This is a genomic window from Aequorivita sp. IT1282, from assembly GCF_058068205.1.
Map to the genome: position 1 here is coordinate 230598 of NZ_JBYRHR010000001.1, position 13572 is coordinate 244169.

The 13572-nt window shown below is 38.1% G+C and carries 12 protein-coding genes; 1 reads left to right on the forward strand and 11 read right to left on the reverse strand.

The genetic code is table 11. From position 1 onward, the window contains the following. Positions 1-57: 57 nt before the first annotated feature. Positions 58-1755, forward strand: coding sequence for an AMP-binding protein (locus tag AC3RVG_RS01115; protein WP_489689585.1), 1698 nt, complete (start codon positions 58-60; stop codon positions 1753-1755). 503 nt (positions 1756-2258) lie between these two features. Here the strand turns inward: AC3RVG_RS01115 and AC3RVG_RS01120 are convergent. The 11 genes from AC3RVG_RS01120 to AC3RVG_RS01170 form a co-directional block, all read right to left on the reverse strand. Continuing rightward, positions 2259-3515, reverse strand: a complete 1257-nt coding sequence (locus AC3RVG_RS01120; RefSeq protein ID WP_489689586.1) for an MFS transporter — start codon at positions 3513-3515, stop codon at positions 2259-2261. Further along, positions 3516-5609, reverse strand: a complete 2094-nt coding sequence (locus AC3RVG_RS01125) for a copper-translocating P-type ATPase (protein WP_489689587.1) — start codon at positions 5607-5609, stop codon at positions 3516-3518. It lies immediately after the preceding gene. Between the two features lie 18 nt (positions 5610-5627). Then, complete coding sequence (locus AC3RVG_RS01130; RefSeq protein WP_489689588.1) at positions 5628-5921, reverse strand: phosphoribosylpyrophosphate synthetase; 294 nt, start codon at positions 5919-5921, stop codon at positions 5628-5630. Between the two features lie 7 nt (positions 5922-5928). After that, positions 5929-6525, reverse strand: coding sequence for a hypothetical protein (locus AC3RVG_RS01135; RefSeq protein ID WP_489689589.1), 597 nt, complete (start codon positions 6523-6525; stop codon positions 5929-5931). Between the two features lie 44 nt (positions 6526-6569). Then, positions 6570-7463 (reverse strand): ribose-phosphate pyrophosphokinase, encoded by an 894-nt coding sequence (locus AC3RVG_RS01140; protein ID WP_489689590.1) that lies wholly within the window; start codon positions 7461-7463, stop codon positions 6570-6572. A 99-nt stretch (positions 7464-7562) separates the two neighbouring features. After that, positions 7563-9065, reverse strand: a complete 1503-nt coding sequence (locus AC3RVG_RS01145) for a thymidine phosphorylase family protein (protein ID WP_489689591.1) — start codon at positions 9063-9065, stop codon at positions 7563-7565. Between the two features lie 27 nt (positions 9066-9092). After that, positions 9093-10469, reverse strand: a complete 1377-nt coding sequence (locus tag AC3RVG_RS01150) for an MBL fold metallo-hydrolase RNA specificity domain-containing protein (protein ID WP_489689592.1) — start codon at positions 10467-10469, stop codon at positions 9093-9095. A gap of 15 nt (positions 10470-10484) precedes the next feature. After that, positions 10485-10739 (reverse strand): hypothetical protein, encoded by a 255-nt coding sequence (locus tag AC3RVG_RS01155; RefSeq protein WP_489689593.1) that lies wholly within the window; start codon positions 10737-10739, stop codon positions 10485-10487. A 42-nt stretch (positions 10740-10781) separates the two neighbouring features. Next, a complete protein-coding gene (locus tag AC3RVG_RS01160) occupies positions 10782-11624 on the reverse strand; it encodes a restriction endonuclease (RefSeq protein WP_489689594.1) in 843 nt (280 codons plus the stop codon). Positions 11625-11626: 2 nt separating this feature from the next. Beyond that, complete coding sequence (locus AC3RVG_RS01165; protein WP_489689595.1) at positions 11627-12457, reverse strand: universal stress protein; 831 nt, start codon at positions 12455-12457, stop codon at positions 11627-11629. Between the two features lie 51 nt (positions 12458-12508). Next, the gene (locus AC3RVG_RS01170) at positions 12509-13570 is read right to left on the reverse strand and encodes a class I fructose-bisphosphate aldolase (protein ID WP_489689596.1); all 1062 of its coding nucleotides are present in this window, start codon (positions 13568-13570) and stop codon (positions 12509-12511) included. Positions 13571-13572: the final 2 nt, after the last annotated feature.

Here is a 13572-nt window from a genome sequence, read left to right on the forward strand (position 1 = left end):
ACTTCGGCCCTTCAAAACCGACCAAAATTTATACTTTTAGAGAAAACCAGACTGCTTATGAATACTCTTGAAATATACCGCCGCGTGGCCCAAGCCATAGCGGAGCGGGACTTTGATATTTTAGATCAATTAAAACCTATTAAACCAACTCATTTTAACTGGGTTACCGATATTTTTGAGCCATTAAATGTGCAACAGCACCCCAATGATTTGGCATTAATATGGAAATATAACGACCAACAGGAAAACTATACTTTTGCCGAACTTACTGCGCGTAGCAATCAGTTTCTAAATTTTATTCGGAAACATGACGTGCAACATGGTGATAATATATTTATCCAGTTGCCATTGGTGCCACCCAATTGGTATAGCTATTTAGCTTGTATAAAAGGAGGAGTGATTATTATTCCCGCCGCCACGAGTTTGGAAGTGCGCGATTTGGAATTCCGTTTTAAATCTGTTTTCCCCCAAGTTGCTTTAGCCGATCAAGCAAACGCCGAAAAAATTGATAAGGCCGAAAAAACGATAGGCAAAAAGATAAAAGTAAAAATAATTACAGAAGGTACTCGCGAAGGCTGGGAATCTATAGACAACATTCTATCCGAATCTACCGAGGCGGAGGGTGCTAAAACCCAGAGTGATGAAGATATGTTCTATTTTTTCACTTCGGGCACTACCGGCATGCCTAAAATAGTAGTACATACCCACTATGGTTATCCAATGGGGCACCTAACAACCACTACTTGGGTGGGTATGAAACGTGGAGATTTGCACTACAATATTTCGCAACCCGGATGGGCAAAGTTTTCTTGGAGTAGCTTTTTTGCCCCGTGGAATGTAGGAGCTACGATACTTGGTTATCACATAGACAGGTTTGATCCGAAGGAACAATTACAAACAATACAAGATTTAAAAGTAAATACCTTTTGTTCGCCCCCCACATCGCTTAGAATGTTGATACAGGAAGATTTGAGTGCTTATTCATTTTCTCTTCGCGAATGTGTGGCTGCTGGCGAACCTCTTAATCCTGAAATTATAGAGGTCTGGAAAAAAGGCACAGGGGTGCTTATCAGAGATGGTTATGGACAGACGGAAGCCACAGCTTTGGTGGTGAACTTACCCAATAGCATTGTTAAATTTGGTTCTATGGGTAAGCCTACTTTTCTTTATGATATTGTAATAGCCGATGACCATGGCCAGCAATTAGAAAACTTAGAAGAAGGAAATATTTGCCTTACTCACAATAAAGAAAATGTCAATGGACTGTTTAAAACCTATTTAAATGATTCGGGCAGACATGAGTTGGTTTTTAAACACGGTCTCTATTATACCGGAGACAAAGCATATAAAGATGAAGAAGGTTATTTATGGTTTGTGGGCAGGGATGATGATGTTATAAAAGCTTCCGATTTTCGGATTGGTCCTTTTGAAGTGGAAAGTGTACTCCTTGAACACCCAAAAGTATTGGAAGCAGCGGTTATTGCAAGTCCACACGCATTAAGGAGCAATGCTGTTAAAGCATTTGTAATCTTGGCTCCGGATATTAACCTTACAGCCGAGGTGGCACAAGAGCTGTTTGATTATTCTGAAAAACAACTGGCGCGCTATAAGATTCCTAGAATTATTGAATTCGCTACTGCATTACCGAAGACCATTTCTGGTAAAATAAGAAGAATTGAACTCCGCGCCGAAGAAGCCGTTAGCAAACACAAAAAAGAAACACGCCCCAATGAGTTTTATCACGACAAGTATTAGACTTTAATTTTAAGAGGGTGGTAATTGTCAACTATATTGTCACCTAAAAAAACAAAGCCCCGTCATCATTACGATAACGGGGCTTTTAGCGGAGAAAGAGGAACTAACCAATTATCAAATTTCCTAACCTTCATAGGGTTTCAAAAACCAGCAAAATTTAACACGCACCGAATTACGCACCTCAATAAAAACTTTAACATATTTCATCTATTTCATGTTGGATTTTTTGGATTGCTCTTTTTTTTAAACTGCAATTCTTCTTTTACCTCTTTAAAGAATAAATATACAAGGCGTATGTAAAAAATTAGTAATCACACTTCTGTAAGTTATCCTCGTCTCTCTAATATTGGAATTTCAAATATTATTTTAGTGCTTGACCAAACAACACTTTTACGCTTGTTTACCATCGGTCGTCTCTAACCAGACAGCATCGGGTCGGCCCCTTCAACATTCATCGCTCTTTGTAATTATCTTATACGGAATATTTCGGCTTTAAATCTGGGTTAGTTATCAATAATTGCAACGCTTGGTTGGTCTTTTTTATGTTTATAGGGGTTTTTAAGAAAGTACACAAAGCCTATAGTAGCCAAGGTAATGCTTCCAGAAATTATGAATGGATAGTAAAAACCACCAGCAAGAAGCCAAGTTCCTAAAACGGGACCTAAAATCTGACCAATACTATTGGTCGAGCTTTGTATGGATATATTTCGACCCGTATTTTTTTTAGAAGTTAATGAAACTGCTGATAATAAATTAGGTATTACCATAGCAATACCAGCAGCAAAAACAACGATTAGTCCATATACGAAAAATTCATTCTTAAAAAATGGAAAGATGATCAAGGAAATTCCAGATATGAATAATCCTAGAGTGATTTGTTTCTTTGTGGATAAAACTTTCTCTCCGTAAGTAGCAAAAACGGGCTGTAAAATAGCCATTATAGCTCCACATAACATAAAGCCAATACCTACTTGATTACTGTTAAAACCTAAGTCATCTTTTCCGTAAATTGAAAAAACCGTTTCAAATAGGGTTACTGTAAATTGGATTACAAAGGATAGTATCAGTAATACGATAAAGTATTTGGAAAATATGAATCGCAAGCCCACTTTACGTGCCGTGAACTTATTTACACGAGCGGTGTTTTTAAGCCATTTCATTACAATGGATAGAACAATCAATCCGAGTAGGGCGGCGAATAAAAATGGTATTGAAAATCGGTCTAAATGTAGCAGACCTATAGAATATTGTAAATGAAAATCCGTCTGAGAAAGAAAGCTTCCAATAACGGGGCCGAAAATAACTCCTGAACTAATGGCAACACCAGACCAGGCCATTATTTTTGTTCTACGCTTTTCAGAAATAATGTCGCTTAAATATGCGTTGCTGACAGGAATAACCGAAGAAGTGAATATCCCGCCAAAAATTCGAGCTACATATAGCATTGTCAGAGATGTGGCTAGACCAGTAAGCAATTGCATTATTACAAAACCGATAAGACCAATAATTATAATAGGTTTGCGGCCATATCTATCTGAAAGCTTTCCCCAAACTAATACAAAGAGAAGCTGAAAAAGAGGATAAATACTGGTGAGCAATCCTATATGAAAATTGATACGGTCCGGATCGAGATTATCTGCTAATGCTAATCTTTCGGTATAGTAGGGCAGGGTTGGCAGTAATATACCATAGCCCAACATCACTACGAATAAACTCAACAAGATTAAAAATATCCTGTTGAGTTTTTCTTTTCTATTCATTTATTTTTTACCGATTTTTCGCTTTAATAATTGAGCATTTATAGCTACAATAATTGTACTCAAACTCATTAACACAGCTCCTACCGCTGGGCCTAAAACAAAGCCTGAAGAATATAGTACCCCAGCAGCTAGTGGAATGGCTACAACATTATATCCTGTTGCCCATATCAAGTTTTGAATCATTTTATTGTAGGTTGCTTTACCAAATAATATTAGGTTGGCAATATCCTGTGGATTGCTATTTACCAAAATAATATCGGCAGTTTCAGCCGCTACATCTGTACCCGAACCAACGGCTATACCAACGTTTGCTTGCGCTAATGCTGGTGCATCGTTTACACCATCTCCCGTCATAGCCACAAACTCGCCTTTTCCTTGCAATTCTTTAACTAGCTCAACTTTCTGATGAGGTAAAACTTCTGCATAGTAGCCGTCTAAACCAAGTTTATCGCTGACTGCTTTTGCCGTGATCTCATTATCTCCAGTTGCCATTATGACTTTGATATTGTTCTTTTTGAATATTTTAATAGCTTCAGCAGATTCTGGTCTTATTTCATCAGCAAGAGCAATGTATCCAGCTAGTTGCCCATCAATCAAAACGAAAACAACCGTTTCAGCAGCATCACTAAAAGCATCTTTTGGAATTTCTATTTTTTCGTCTCTTAAGAAGCCTGGACTAACCACTTTTACTTGCTTCCCTTCTACATCTGCCTCAACACCTTTACCAGTAATCGCATTAAAGTTTTCAAGTTTTGGGATGTCAATTTTGTCTTCTCTAACTTTTTTAATAATTCCTACGGCAATGGGATGTTCTGAACTTTGTTCCAATGCACTAGACAGTCGCAAAATTTCTTCGGTTGAATAGGATTCATTTACAGATTCAATTCTGGTAACGCCAAAATCTCCTTTGGTCAATGTTCCTGTTTTGTCAAAAAGCAGCACTGAAATTTTACGTGATTCTTCAAAAGCCGTTCTATTACGAATCAATAGTCCATTTTGTGCGGATACTGAGGTGGAAATAGCAACTACTAAAGGAATTGCAAGACCAAGTGCGTGTGGACAAGCGATGACCATAACGGTAACCATTCGTTCCAATGCATATACAAATGGGAAGCCTAAAAGCAACCAAACTGCCAATGTTCCAAAACCGATACCCAAAGCAATATATGTCAACCATTTTGCAGCCCTATCGGAAAGGTTTTGCATTTTGGACTTGGTTTTTTGAGCTTCCTCAACCATTGTGATTACTTTGTTGAGATAGCTGTCTTTACCTGTATGCTCTACTTTTACCTTTATGCTGCCATTACCGTTAACTGACCCTCCAATTACTTTATCTTTTTCTTCTTTTTTTACTGGTTTCGATTCTCCAGTAAGCATAGATTCGTTTAAATAGCTTGAGCCTTCTACAATAATCCCATCTGCAGGAACTTTCTCTCCGGGCTTAACCAAAATGATATCGTCTATTAATAAATCTTCCAATGAAATATCTTCAATAGTATCGCCTTTTACGCGATGTGCTTCGGCTGGCATCATACTTACGAGAAGCTGTAGGGCTTTTGAAGCACCCAAAACACTCTTCATTTCTATCCAATGCCCAATGAGCATAATTGCGATTAGGGTAGCAAGTTCCCAGAAAAAGTCGACACCTTCTAAACCAAATACCGTGGCGGAACTATATACATAAGCTACGGTAATTGCCATAGATATAAGCGTCATCATTCCTGGTGCACCACTCTTTATTTCTGAAACAATACCTTTAAGAAAAGGCCATCCACCATAGAAATACACAATAGTAGAAAGAGCAAAAAGTATATATGGATTACCCGGAAGTAAAAATTCATATCCGAAAAATCCTTGGATCATTGGCGAGAATATCAATATGGGAATTGTAAGTACAAGCGTTACCCAAAAGCGTTTCTTGAAGTCGGCAATCATCATTTTATGATGGTCGTGTCCAGCCATTCCCGTGGGTGCATTACCGTCATGACTGGAATGATCCATTTTTGAATGGTCCTCCTTTTTGTTTTTCATCTTTGAATGGTCCATCTTTGAGTGATCCATTTTTTTGTTCTTGTGATGTTCGTGATTTTCCATTATAGTGTTGTTTTAGTGTTATCGTAATTTTTTCCGCATTGCTTCTGAAATGTTTTCTGCATACACTCCGTAGGCATCTACCAAAAGTCCTTTAACTCCGTCTTTGGAAGATATAGCGTAAAGAATGCTATTGTCATCGGTACTGCTCATTCCTTCAAAGCGATAGGTTTTATCTACTTTAAAATCTTCAGGATGAATCTCAATTTTCAGCGAAGCACATTTCAAACATTCAGGCGTTAAATTGAAGTCATAGGGATATTCGTTTGCCTGTAAATCGTTAATAGCTTCTGAAAGTGTATCGTAATTCTTCATTTTGTATTTATTTATAGTTCATAGTAAAATAACTACCATCGGCTTCGGTAAATTTCTGAGAGGTCAATAAACCTTTTTCATTAAATTTCTCGTTAACGGTATAGTTGAGTTGTTTAATCCGAATACCTAAAGCATAGGCTTTTATATTGATTTTTGATTTGATATTATCTTTGATATAGTTCAATTTTCTCTCGTAAATTTTGATACTGCTTTTTGAACCAAAAAAATTTAATAAGCCTGAATCAAAACTCATTTCTAGTTCTATATCCTCTAGATTATCTAAATCGTACAATTCTTTAAAATTTGTGGAAGTGGTATTAATTTCGGTCTCTAGTGATTTTGGATCTGAAAACGGAAATGCCATTACCATTATACTGGCTTCATCTGGTTTACAGCGATAGGTTGTTGTGTATTTGTCGGTAGATTTTATGTTTTTGTCAAACAGCTCTGTGATTACTTCAATTTCATAATATCCATTTTTAGCGATAACTTTTCCAGATTCAAAAGTTTGTTTGTTGAGAAAAGCACCTTTTTCATCAAAATTCTCGCGAACCACAAACCTCCCTGAAATCTGCCCAATGAGCATTTCGGTCTGGCTAGTCATTGTGATACTGAATAGGATAAAAATTAATATAATCCCTTTAATTCTCATATATGACGCATTAAGCTTTTGACTTCTTTTGCCATTATATCACTCAAATCAATAGCATTTGAAGGATGGGGAATGGTGTTACAGGTTACTATTTTTTCTACACTGGAATCCAACAAATCCTGATAGGCATTGCCCGAAAAAACTGCGTGAATACCAACACAAATCGGCGGTTTCATCCCTGCTTTTTTTAGGTGTTTCACAGTTTCAATCATTGTACGTGCGGTAGAAATAATATCATCTACCAAAATAGGTGTGGCATCTTTGTATTTATCTACATCTGGAACCGAGACTTCCACATCACGGTCGCCGTGACGCACTTTCTGTAATATCGTAAAAGGTACACCTGCATTTTTGGCAACCTCAGAAACCCATTGCTCGCTTTCAGAATCTGGGCCAATAAGAACAGGGTTTTCGACGTTTTCCTTTATCCATTCTGAAATAGCATTTGCTGCGTGAATGACTTTGTTTGGAATGTGATAGACTTCACCCAAAGAACTTATTCTGTGCAAGTGAGGGTCAACCGTGGTAATGCTATCGGCAAAACCTGAAATCAATTTTCCAAAGAAGCCAGAGGTTACACCTTCCCCTTCATTAAATACTTTGTCCTGCCGCATATAGGCGAGATATGGTGCTACTAAACAAGTACACATCGCTCCGAGCGATTTTGCAGTATGGCTCAAAAAATAGAGCGGTAATAGTTTTTCGTCTGGTTCGTGCAGGGTGCAGACCAGTACTACACATTTATCCTTTACATCGGATAATATACGTGTGTAAGATTCTCCATCAGGGAAGTTGCGCAAAGAAGCTTTGCCCACTTCGGCATCCATTTTCGTTGCCAAAAGTTCAGTGAGCTTTTCATTTCCGGGAAGACTGAATAAAATTGTTTTCATCTGTTTATATTTATTTGTTTTTTATAGGTCAGATTGAATACCCTGTTAATCATATCGGTTGGTTTGCAAATTGTTAATAGGCATTTCATAGTATATTTTTTAAATTATGGTTATAATATCGTTGTGGTTATTTTTATACTCCATTGCATAGTTAAGTTCACCTTTGGATTCTGCGTACAGGGTATATAGTAATTGGTTCTCTTCAATTTGTTCTCCTAAATGAGCATTTAAAAGGATTCCTGCGGATTTAGATTTAGGTGCTCCTGAAAGTTTGGCGAGTTTTGCAATCTTTCTGTTATTGATTCTTTCTAAAACTCCTGACTTTTCCGCTTTAATTTCAACTTTATAGGGTGCCAAAACCGGTAGTGTAAAACGACCCTGTGCTTTGCAAATGGCGATAAATTTTTCATAAGCCTTACCCGATTTAAGTAATTCTTCGGCGGTTTGCGTTCCTTTTCCTATTTCCACTTTCCCCGAAAGCTCCAAAAGTTCGCCAGCCAAAAGCAACGCCCTTTCCTTTAAATCGTTTGGTGCATCAGCTTCATTTTTTAGAACCTTTAATATATCGATGGCTTCTAATGTGGGACCAATTCCTTTACCAACAGGCTGCGTACCATCAGTAATAATAACTTTCACTTTTAGACCAACAGCTTTGCCCACGGTTTCCATATGTTCTTTTAATTGGTTTGCTTTTTCGGTACTGCGTACCTTGGCGGTTTCCCCCACAGGAATATCAATAACAACGTGTGTGGATCCTGCCGCAGCTTTTTTTGAAAGCACCGAGGCAATTAATTGTCCTTCACTATCAATATCTAAGGCTTTTTCAATTTTTATGAGGACATCATCAGCAGGACTTAATTGCGCCGTGCCGCCCCACACAATGCAACCACCTTCACTTTCTACCACATTTTTTATTTCTTCTATAGAAAGTGTCACATTGGTCAGTACTTCCATAGTATCTGCTGTGCCTGCTGGCGAAGTGATGGCACGGGAAGATGTTTTTGGCATCGTAAGCCCATAAGCGGCAACGATGGCAACTATCAATGGCGTTGTTCTATTGCCAGGTAATCCACCAATACAATGCTTGTCTACTACGATTTCTTTGTTCCAATTCAATTGTTTGCCAGAAGCAATCATAGCTTTCGTGAGGTCGGATATTTCATTGATATCCAATCGGTCTCCTGCGCAGGCTGTAATAAATGCCGAAAGGTGGATGTTGGAATAATCGCCTTCAACGATATCGGTAATTATTTCGTTAAAGGCTTTGTAATCGAGCTTTTGATTATAGATTTTGGCCCTAACGTGGCCTAACGATTCAATAGGCTCCAAATGTGAAACATATAAGGTGTCATTTGGGGAAACATTCAGTTTTTTTGCAGCAGCATCCGATAGTCCAATTTCATTGAGTGACAGAATATCTGAATTTAAAACATTAAGACTTGCTACGATTGAGGTACTTGCATTGGATATTCTAATTCGGGTAAGTGCCTCAAAACCTTCTGAAATACAGACGTGGCAATCTTCGCGCATATACACCACGTTCTCATTTTGGGTATAAATGCCGAGATGTTTGTATTTTAATATGTTTGAATTTTGTTTCATATTTTCTTGATTATTAAAATTTTGTAACTAATCTATTTCTTCAATGTTGTATAGTTGTGGGATTTCAGAATCCCAACCATAGGTTTCTTTGATACCTTTTTGAACGGCTTCTGCGCCTTCTTTCTCGCCGTGTATAATAAATATCCGTTCGGGTTTATTTTTTATCTTACTCATCCAATCCATAAGTTCGGCGTGGTCTGCGTGTGCTGACAGGCCTTGAATCTCAGCTACCTCCATATTAAATGGCACCCATTTTCCATACACTTTTAATTCTTTATCGCCTTCCAGTAATTTTCTACCACGGGTTCCTTCAGCTTGATAACCCACAAAAAGTAACGTGTTATTTGGGTTTTGCGCTTGGGTTTCCAGATAATTGAGCATTCTGCCTCCTGTAAGCATTCCGCTTCCTGCAATCACAATTTTTGGTTTGTTATCTGTTCGCAATTCCATAGTTTCACGATAGCTGCTAACGACCGTAAAGTGCGAACACATTTCATCGCATTCATTGTCTTCTAGTCTGTGCCAATCCCTTGTGCGGTGGAATAGCTCTAAAACACTAGCGCCCATTGGGCTATCCATAATCATCTGTACTTTGGGTATTTTGTTTTCTTTTAGCAACTTCCATAATATAAGCATAATCAACTGCGCGCGCTCTACCGAGAAACTTGGAATAAATAGGCTACCCCCTCTGTTTATGGTTTCATTGACCAGTTTTTCAATCTCTGGAACTGCTTCTGCCTCTTCGGGATGGAACCTTCCGCCATAGGTGGATTCTATAAAAAGGACATCGGCTTTTTTTGGTCTTAGCGGCGGATAGAGCAATAAATCATTCGTTCTTCCTATATCTCCTGAAAAAACAAAGCGTTTTCCGTGGACGTCTAATTCGATGTAAGTTGCGCCGAGAATATGTCCGTTATATTGAAATCGAGCTCTTATGCCATCAAACAATGGAATCCATTGTGCTTGCGGAATGCCCTTAAAATGTGGAATGGTTTTTTCTACATCCTTCAAATCGTAAAGTGGTTCAGCAGGACTGTGTTTAGAATAGCCTTCTTTGTTGGCACGTTCGGCTTCCTGTTCCTGGATTTTGCCACTATCATTAAGTATGATTTTTGCGATGTCCAACGTTGGATTGGTGCCATAAATTGGGCCGTTAAAACCTTGTTTGACCAGTCTTGGTAAATATCCTGTGTGGTCCAAATGGCCGTGTGTAAGCAAGACGATATCAATTTCTGAAACTTCCACAGGTGGATATTCCCAGTTTTTAAGGCGTAATTCTTTCAACCCTTGAAAAAGTCCGCAATCTATCAGTATTTTTTTGTCTCCTGTGTCCACAAGATATTTTGAGCCGGTTACTGTACCTGCTGCGCCCAAAAAGTGGATGTTTATTTTATTGTTTTTCATTTTTATAGTATTTGTTTAGTGTCCACTACAACAAGATGTCGTGTTTCCTTTGTCTTGGCTAGATTCGCTCATATCGGCTATTTCATTGTATAGATTACGGGAATCTTCTTTGATAAAAAGCGCCAGTTTCTTTATGGATTTGGGTTCAAAATTTACCATCCCCAACAATATTTCAAGGGCTTCTTCAAGTCGTTTTGGGGCATCTTCCAATGCTTGGTAAAATGGTTCGAAATCTATGCTGTTCTGTTGTTTCAATTCTTCAGTTTTCATAACTTTTGTTTTTAGGATTGCTAAGCTTTTAAACTTTAATAGTTAAGTGATTTTACATAGCGCTTCTGAATCTTCTAAAATCTTTTTGTGTCTTTTTTTACTAATTCCTATTTGGTTTAATAGCACTGGGTTTTCGTGAAGCTCTTTGCAGAGCACAATGCCTTTATCTAATAGTTTTGTTTTTTCGGCTTTGGTGAGAGTTGTTAAGGCGGTTAGTGGGTGGAAGCCAGATTTATCTATTCGTTCTTTAAGCCCATTTCCCTTTGGATAATTCCAACTAGTCATTAACATTCCCACACATTTTCCGTATTTTATCGCATCTGTTGTAAAACGAGTGTTAGTGTAAACACCTCCTTTATGAAGTTTAGTTTCGTGGTCTTTTTGATGTTCCCACTTCGCTTTAACATCCAAAAATCTAGACTGGATATAGAGCGGGATTTTCACATTACAAGTCCTTCCTTGGTCGCTATGATATTTACATTCAATCATATAATGTTTGTTATCTTTTTGCGCTATCACATCTACTTCGTGCTGTACACAATTACCCTGTACAATCACACCAACTTTTGTTGTATATCCTTCGTGCGCAAATAGTTTGCCCACTAGATTTTCGAAAGGAAAACCCGTTGGGCCCAGTTCCATCAAGGCTTTTTTGAGTTTGTATTTTGAAGCACTTACTCTCGATTTGCTCTTTAGCATTTTAAATGCCAATCGATAGATTTTTTTAGTGGTAATTCCTTCTTCGAGTTGCTCTTGTACCTTACGGGCTATATCCTGAACAATGTCTTCCTCTGCTTTTGAACGGCGTAAGGAGTTGATGAGTTTGTTGACATCAAAGGCCTGAAGCTCACCGGAATACTTTGTTATTAAGACTGATTTATTCATCGTTATACTTTAATGGTCATCACAGGCAATTCGGAATGATTGGTTACACCTTCAGCTATACTTTTGGAGAACAGGCTTAAAAAACCAGTACGTCCGCTGGTACACATAGCAATCAAATCGGCATTTTTGTACTGTAGGAAATTGTTTATGCCGGTTTCCACGTCAGGCTCATTATATACATTCATTGAATATTTATCCACATCGGGGAATTTTTTCAGGAACTCCTTGATGGGGTTTAAACCTTGTCCAATACTATTAAAGTCTGTGTCAGTATTGACTCTCAATAAATGGATATTCGCGCCGCATTTATCAGCTATCGAAATAACCTTCTTAAAGGCTTGGTTCACATCTTGAAGAAAATCTGAAACAAATACGATATCCTTGAAAGGAAAGGATACTTCTTGATCCTTAACTACGATTACTGGGACATCAGATTTTCTTACAATTTTATCTACGTTGCTTCCTAGTAACTCACGTACTCCGCCTCTCGCACCACTACTTCCAGTAACTATAAAATCGTGGTGGAAATGACCAGAATGTTTTAGGATATTTTCCTGTCCGACATCAAATGTCAAAAAGGTTCTGCATTCAAGTCCTTCACGTTCCGCTGCTTTTTCCAGTTCGCGTAAAGCTGCTTTAGCGCTCCCAATTTGCTTCACTGTTTCGGGATACTGCATTTCTTTTTGTTTATCCAGCTTTACCCAGTCAACAGGAGTCTTCATCAAATGAAAAAAATGGATTTCGGAATTATAAAGCTTAGCTAATTTAATTCCGAGTTCTGCAGCTTTATTGCAGTTTTCTGAAAAGTCTGTAGGTACGAGTATGTTTTTCATAGTTTATTGATTTTTAGGCGTTCTGCGATTCTTATTTTTTTTAGATTATTATTAGGCTACTGTGATGCTATCTTCAAGGTATACCTGTTGCACCGTTTGCAATAATTCAATTCCTTTACTAAAAGGTTTTTGAAATGCTTTTCTTCCCATAATTAACCCAGAGCCACCAGCTCTTTTATTGATGACAGCCGTTGTCACCGCTTCGGTGAAATCTGATTCACCTTTAGATCCTCCTCCAGAATTGATTAACCCTATTTTTCCCATATAGCAATTAGCAACTTGCAGCCTGCATAGGTCAATGGGATGGTCTGTGGTAAGCGATTTGTACATTTCATCATCATATTTTCCAAACCCGATTTCTTTGAAGCCGAAATTATTGGTTGGTAATTTTTGTTTGATGATATCTGCCTGAATGGTTACGCCCAAATGATTTGCTTGCCCTGTTAAATCGGCAGCCGCGTTATAATTTTCTTTTTCAGTTTTGAAGGCTTCGTTACGCAAATAGCACCATAATATTGTAACCATTCCTAGATTGTGTGCCTCTTCAAAGGCTTCAGCTATTTCTTTAAGCTGTCTGTTGCTTTCTTTTGAACCAAAATAAATGGTGGCACCTACTGCAACTGCTCCCATATCCCAAGCCGCTTTTACCTTGCCAAATAGGGTTTGGTCATATTTAGTGGGATAGGTGAGGAGCTCGTTATGGTTGATCTTTACTATAAATGGTATTTTATGAGCGTATTTTCGGGCGTTCAATCCCAACACACCAAATGTTGACGCCACACCATTGCAGCCAGCTTCAGTAGCGAGTTTTATAATGTTTTCTGGGTCAAAATAATCTGGGTTTTTATAGAATGAAAAGGCTGCGCTATGCTCAATGCATTGATCTACAGGAAGAATACTTAAATATCCAGTGCCTCCCAGATTTCCGTGATTGTATAATTGTGCAAGACTTCGTAGTACCTGCGGATTTCTGTTGCTGTTGACAAATACCTCGTCAAGAGAATTCTTGCTAGGGGTTTGCAATTCATCTTTCGTTATTTTTTCACAAACGTGATTCAAATAGAAAGATGCTTTTTCTCCTAAGATTTCTGATATATTTTTCTCTGTTTTCATTT

Excerpts from the sequence above, each read along its gene's own strand:
- AC3RVG_RS01140 (WP_489689590.1), bottom strand. The coding sequence starts at position 7,463 with ATGAAAACAATTTTATTCAGTCTTCCCGGAAATGAAAAGCTCACTGAA.
- AC3RVG_RS01115 (WP_489689585.1), top strand. The coding sequence starts at position 58 with ATGAATACTCTTGAAATATACCGCCGCGTGGCCCAAGCCATAGCGGAG.
- AC3RVG_RS01135 (WP_489689589.1), bottom strand. The coding sequence starts at position 6,525 with ATGACTAGCCAGACCGAAATGCTCATTGGGCAGATTTCAGGGAGGTTT.
- AC3RVG_RS01145 (WP_489689591.1), bottom strand. The coding sequence starts at position 9,065 with ATGAAACAAAATTCAAACATATTAAAATACAAACATCTCGGCATTTAT.
- AC3RVG_RS01130 (WP_489689588.1), bottom strand. The coding sequence starts at position 5,921 with ATGAAGAATTACGATACACTTTCAGAAGCTATTAACGATTTACAGGCA.
- AC3RVG_RS01120 (WP_489689586.1), bottom strand. The coding sequence starts at position 3,515 with ATGAATAGAAAAGAAAAACTCAACAGGATATTTTTAATCTTGTTGAGT.
- AC3RVG_RS01155 (WP_489689593.1), bottom strand. The coding sequence starts at position 10,739 with ATGAAAACTGAAGAATTGAAACAACAGAACAGCATAGATTTCGAACCA.
- AC3RVG_RS01150 (WP_489689592.1), bottom strand. The coding sequence starts at position 10,469 with ATGAAAAACAATAAAATAAACATCCACTTTTTGGGCGCAGCAGGTACA.
- AC3RVG_RS01160 (WP_489689594.1), bottom strand. The coding sequence starts at position 11,624 with ATGAATAAATCAGTCTTAATAACAAAGTATTCCGGTGAGCTTCAGGCC.
- AC3RVG_RS01165 (WP_489689595.1), bottom strand. The coding sequence starts at position 12,457 with ATGAAAAACATACTCGTACCTACAGACTTTTCAGAAAACTGCAATAAA.
- AC3RVG_RS01125 (WP_489689587.1), bottom strand. The coding sequence starts at position 5,609 with ATGGAAAATCACGAACATCACAAGAACAAAAAAATGGATCACTCAAAG.
- AC3RVG_RS01170 (WP_489689596.1), bottom strand. The coding sequence starts at position 13,570 with ATGAAAACAGAGAAAAATATATCAGAAATCTTAGGAGAAAAAGCATCT.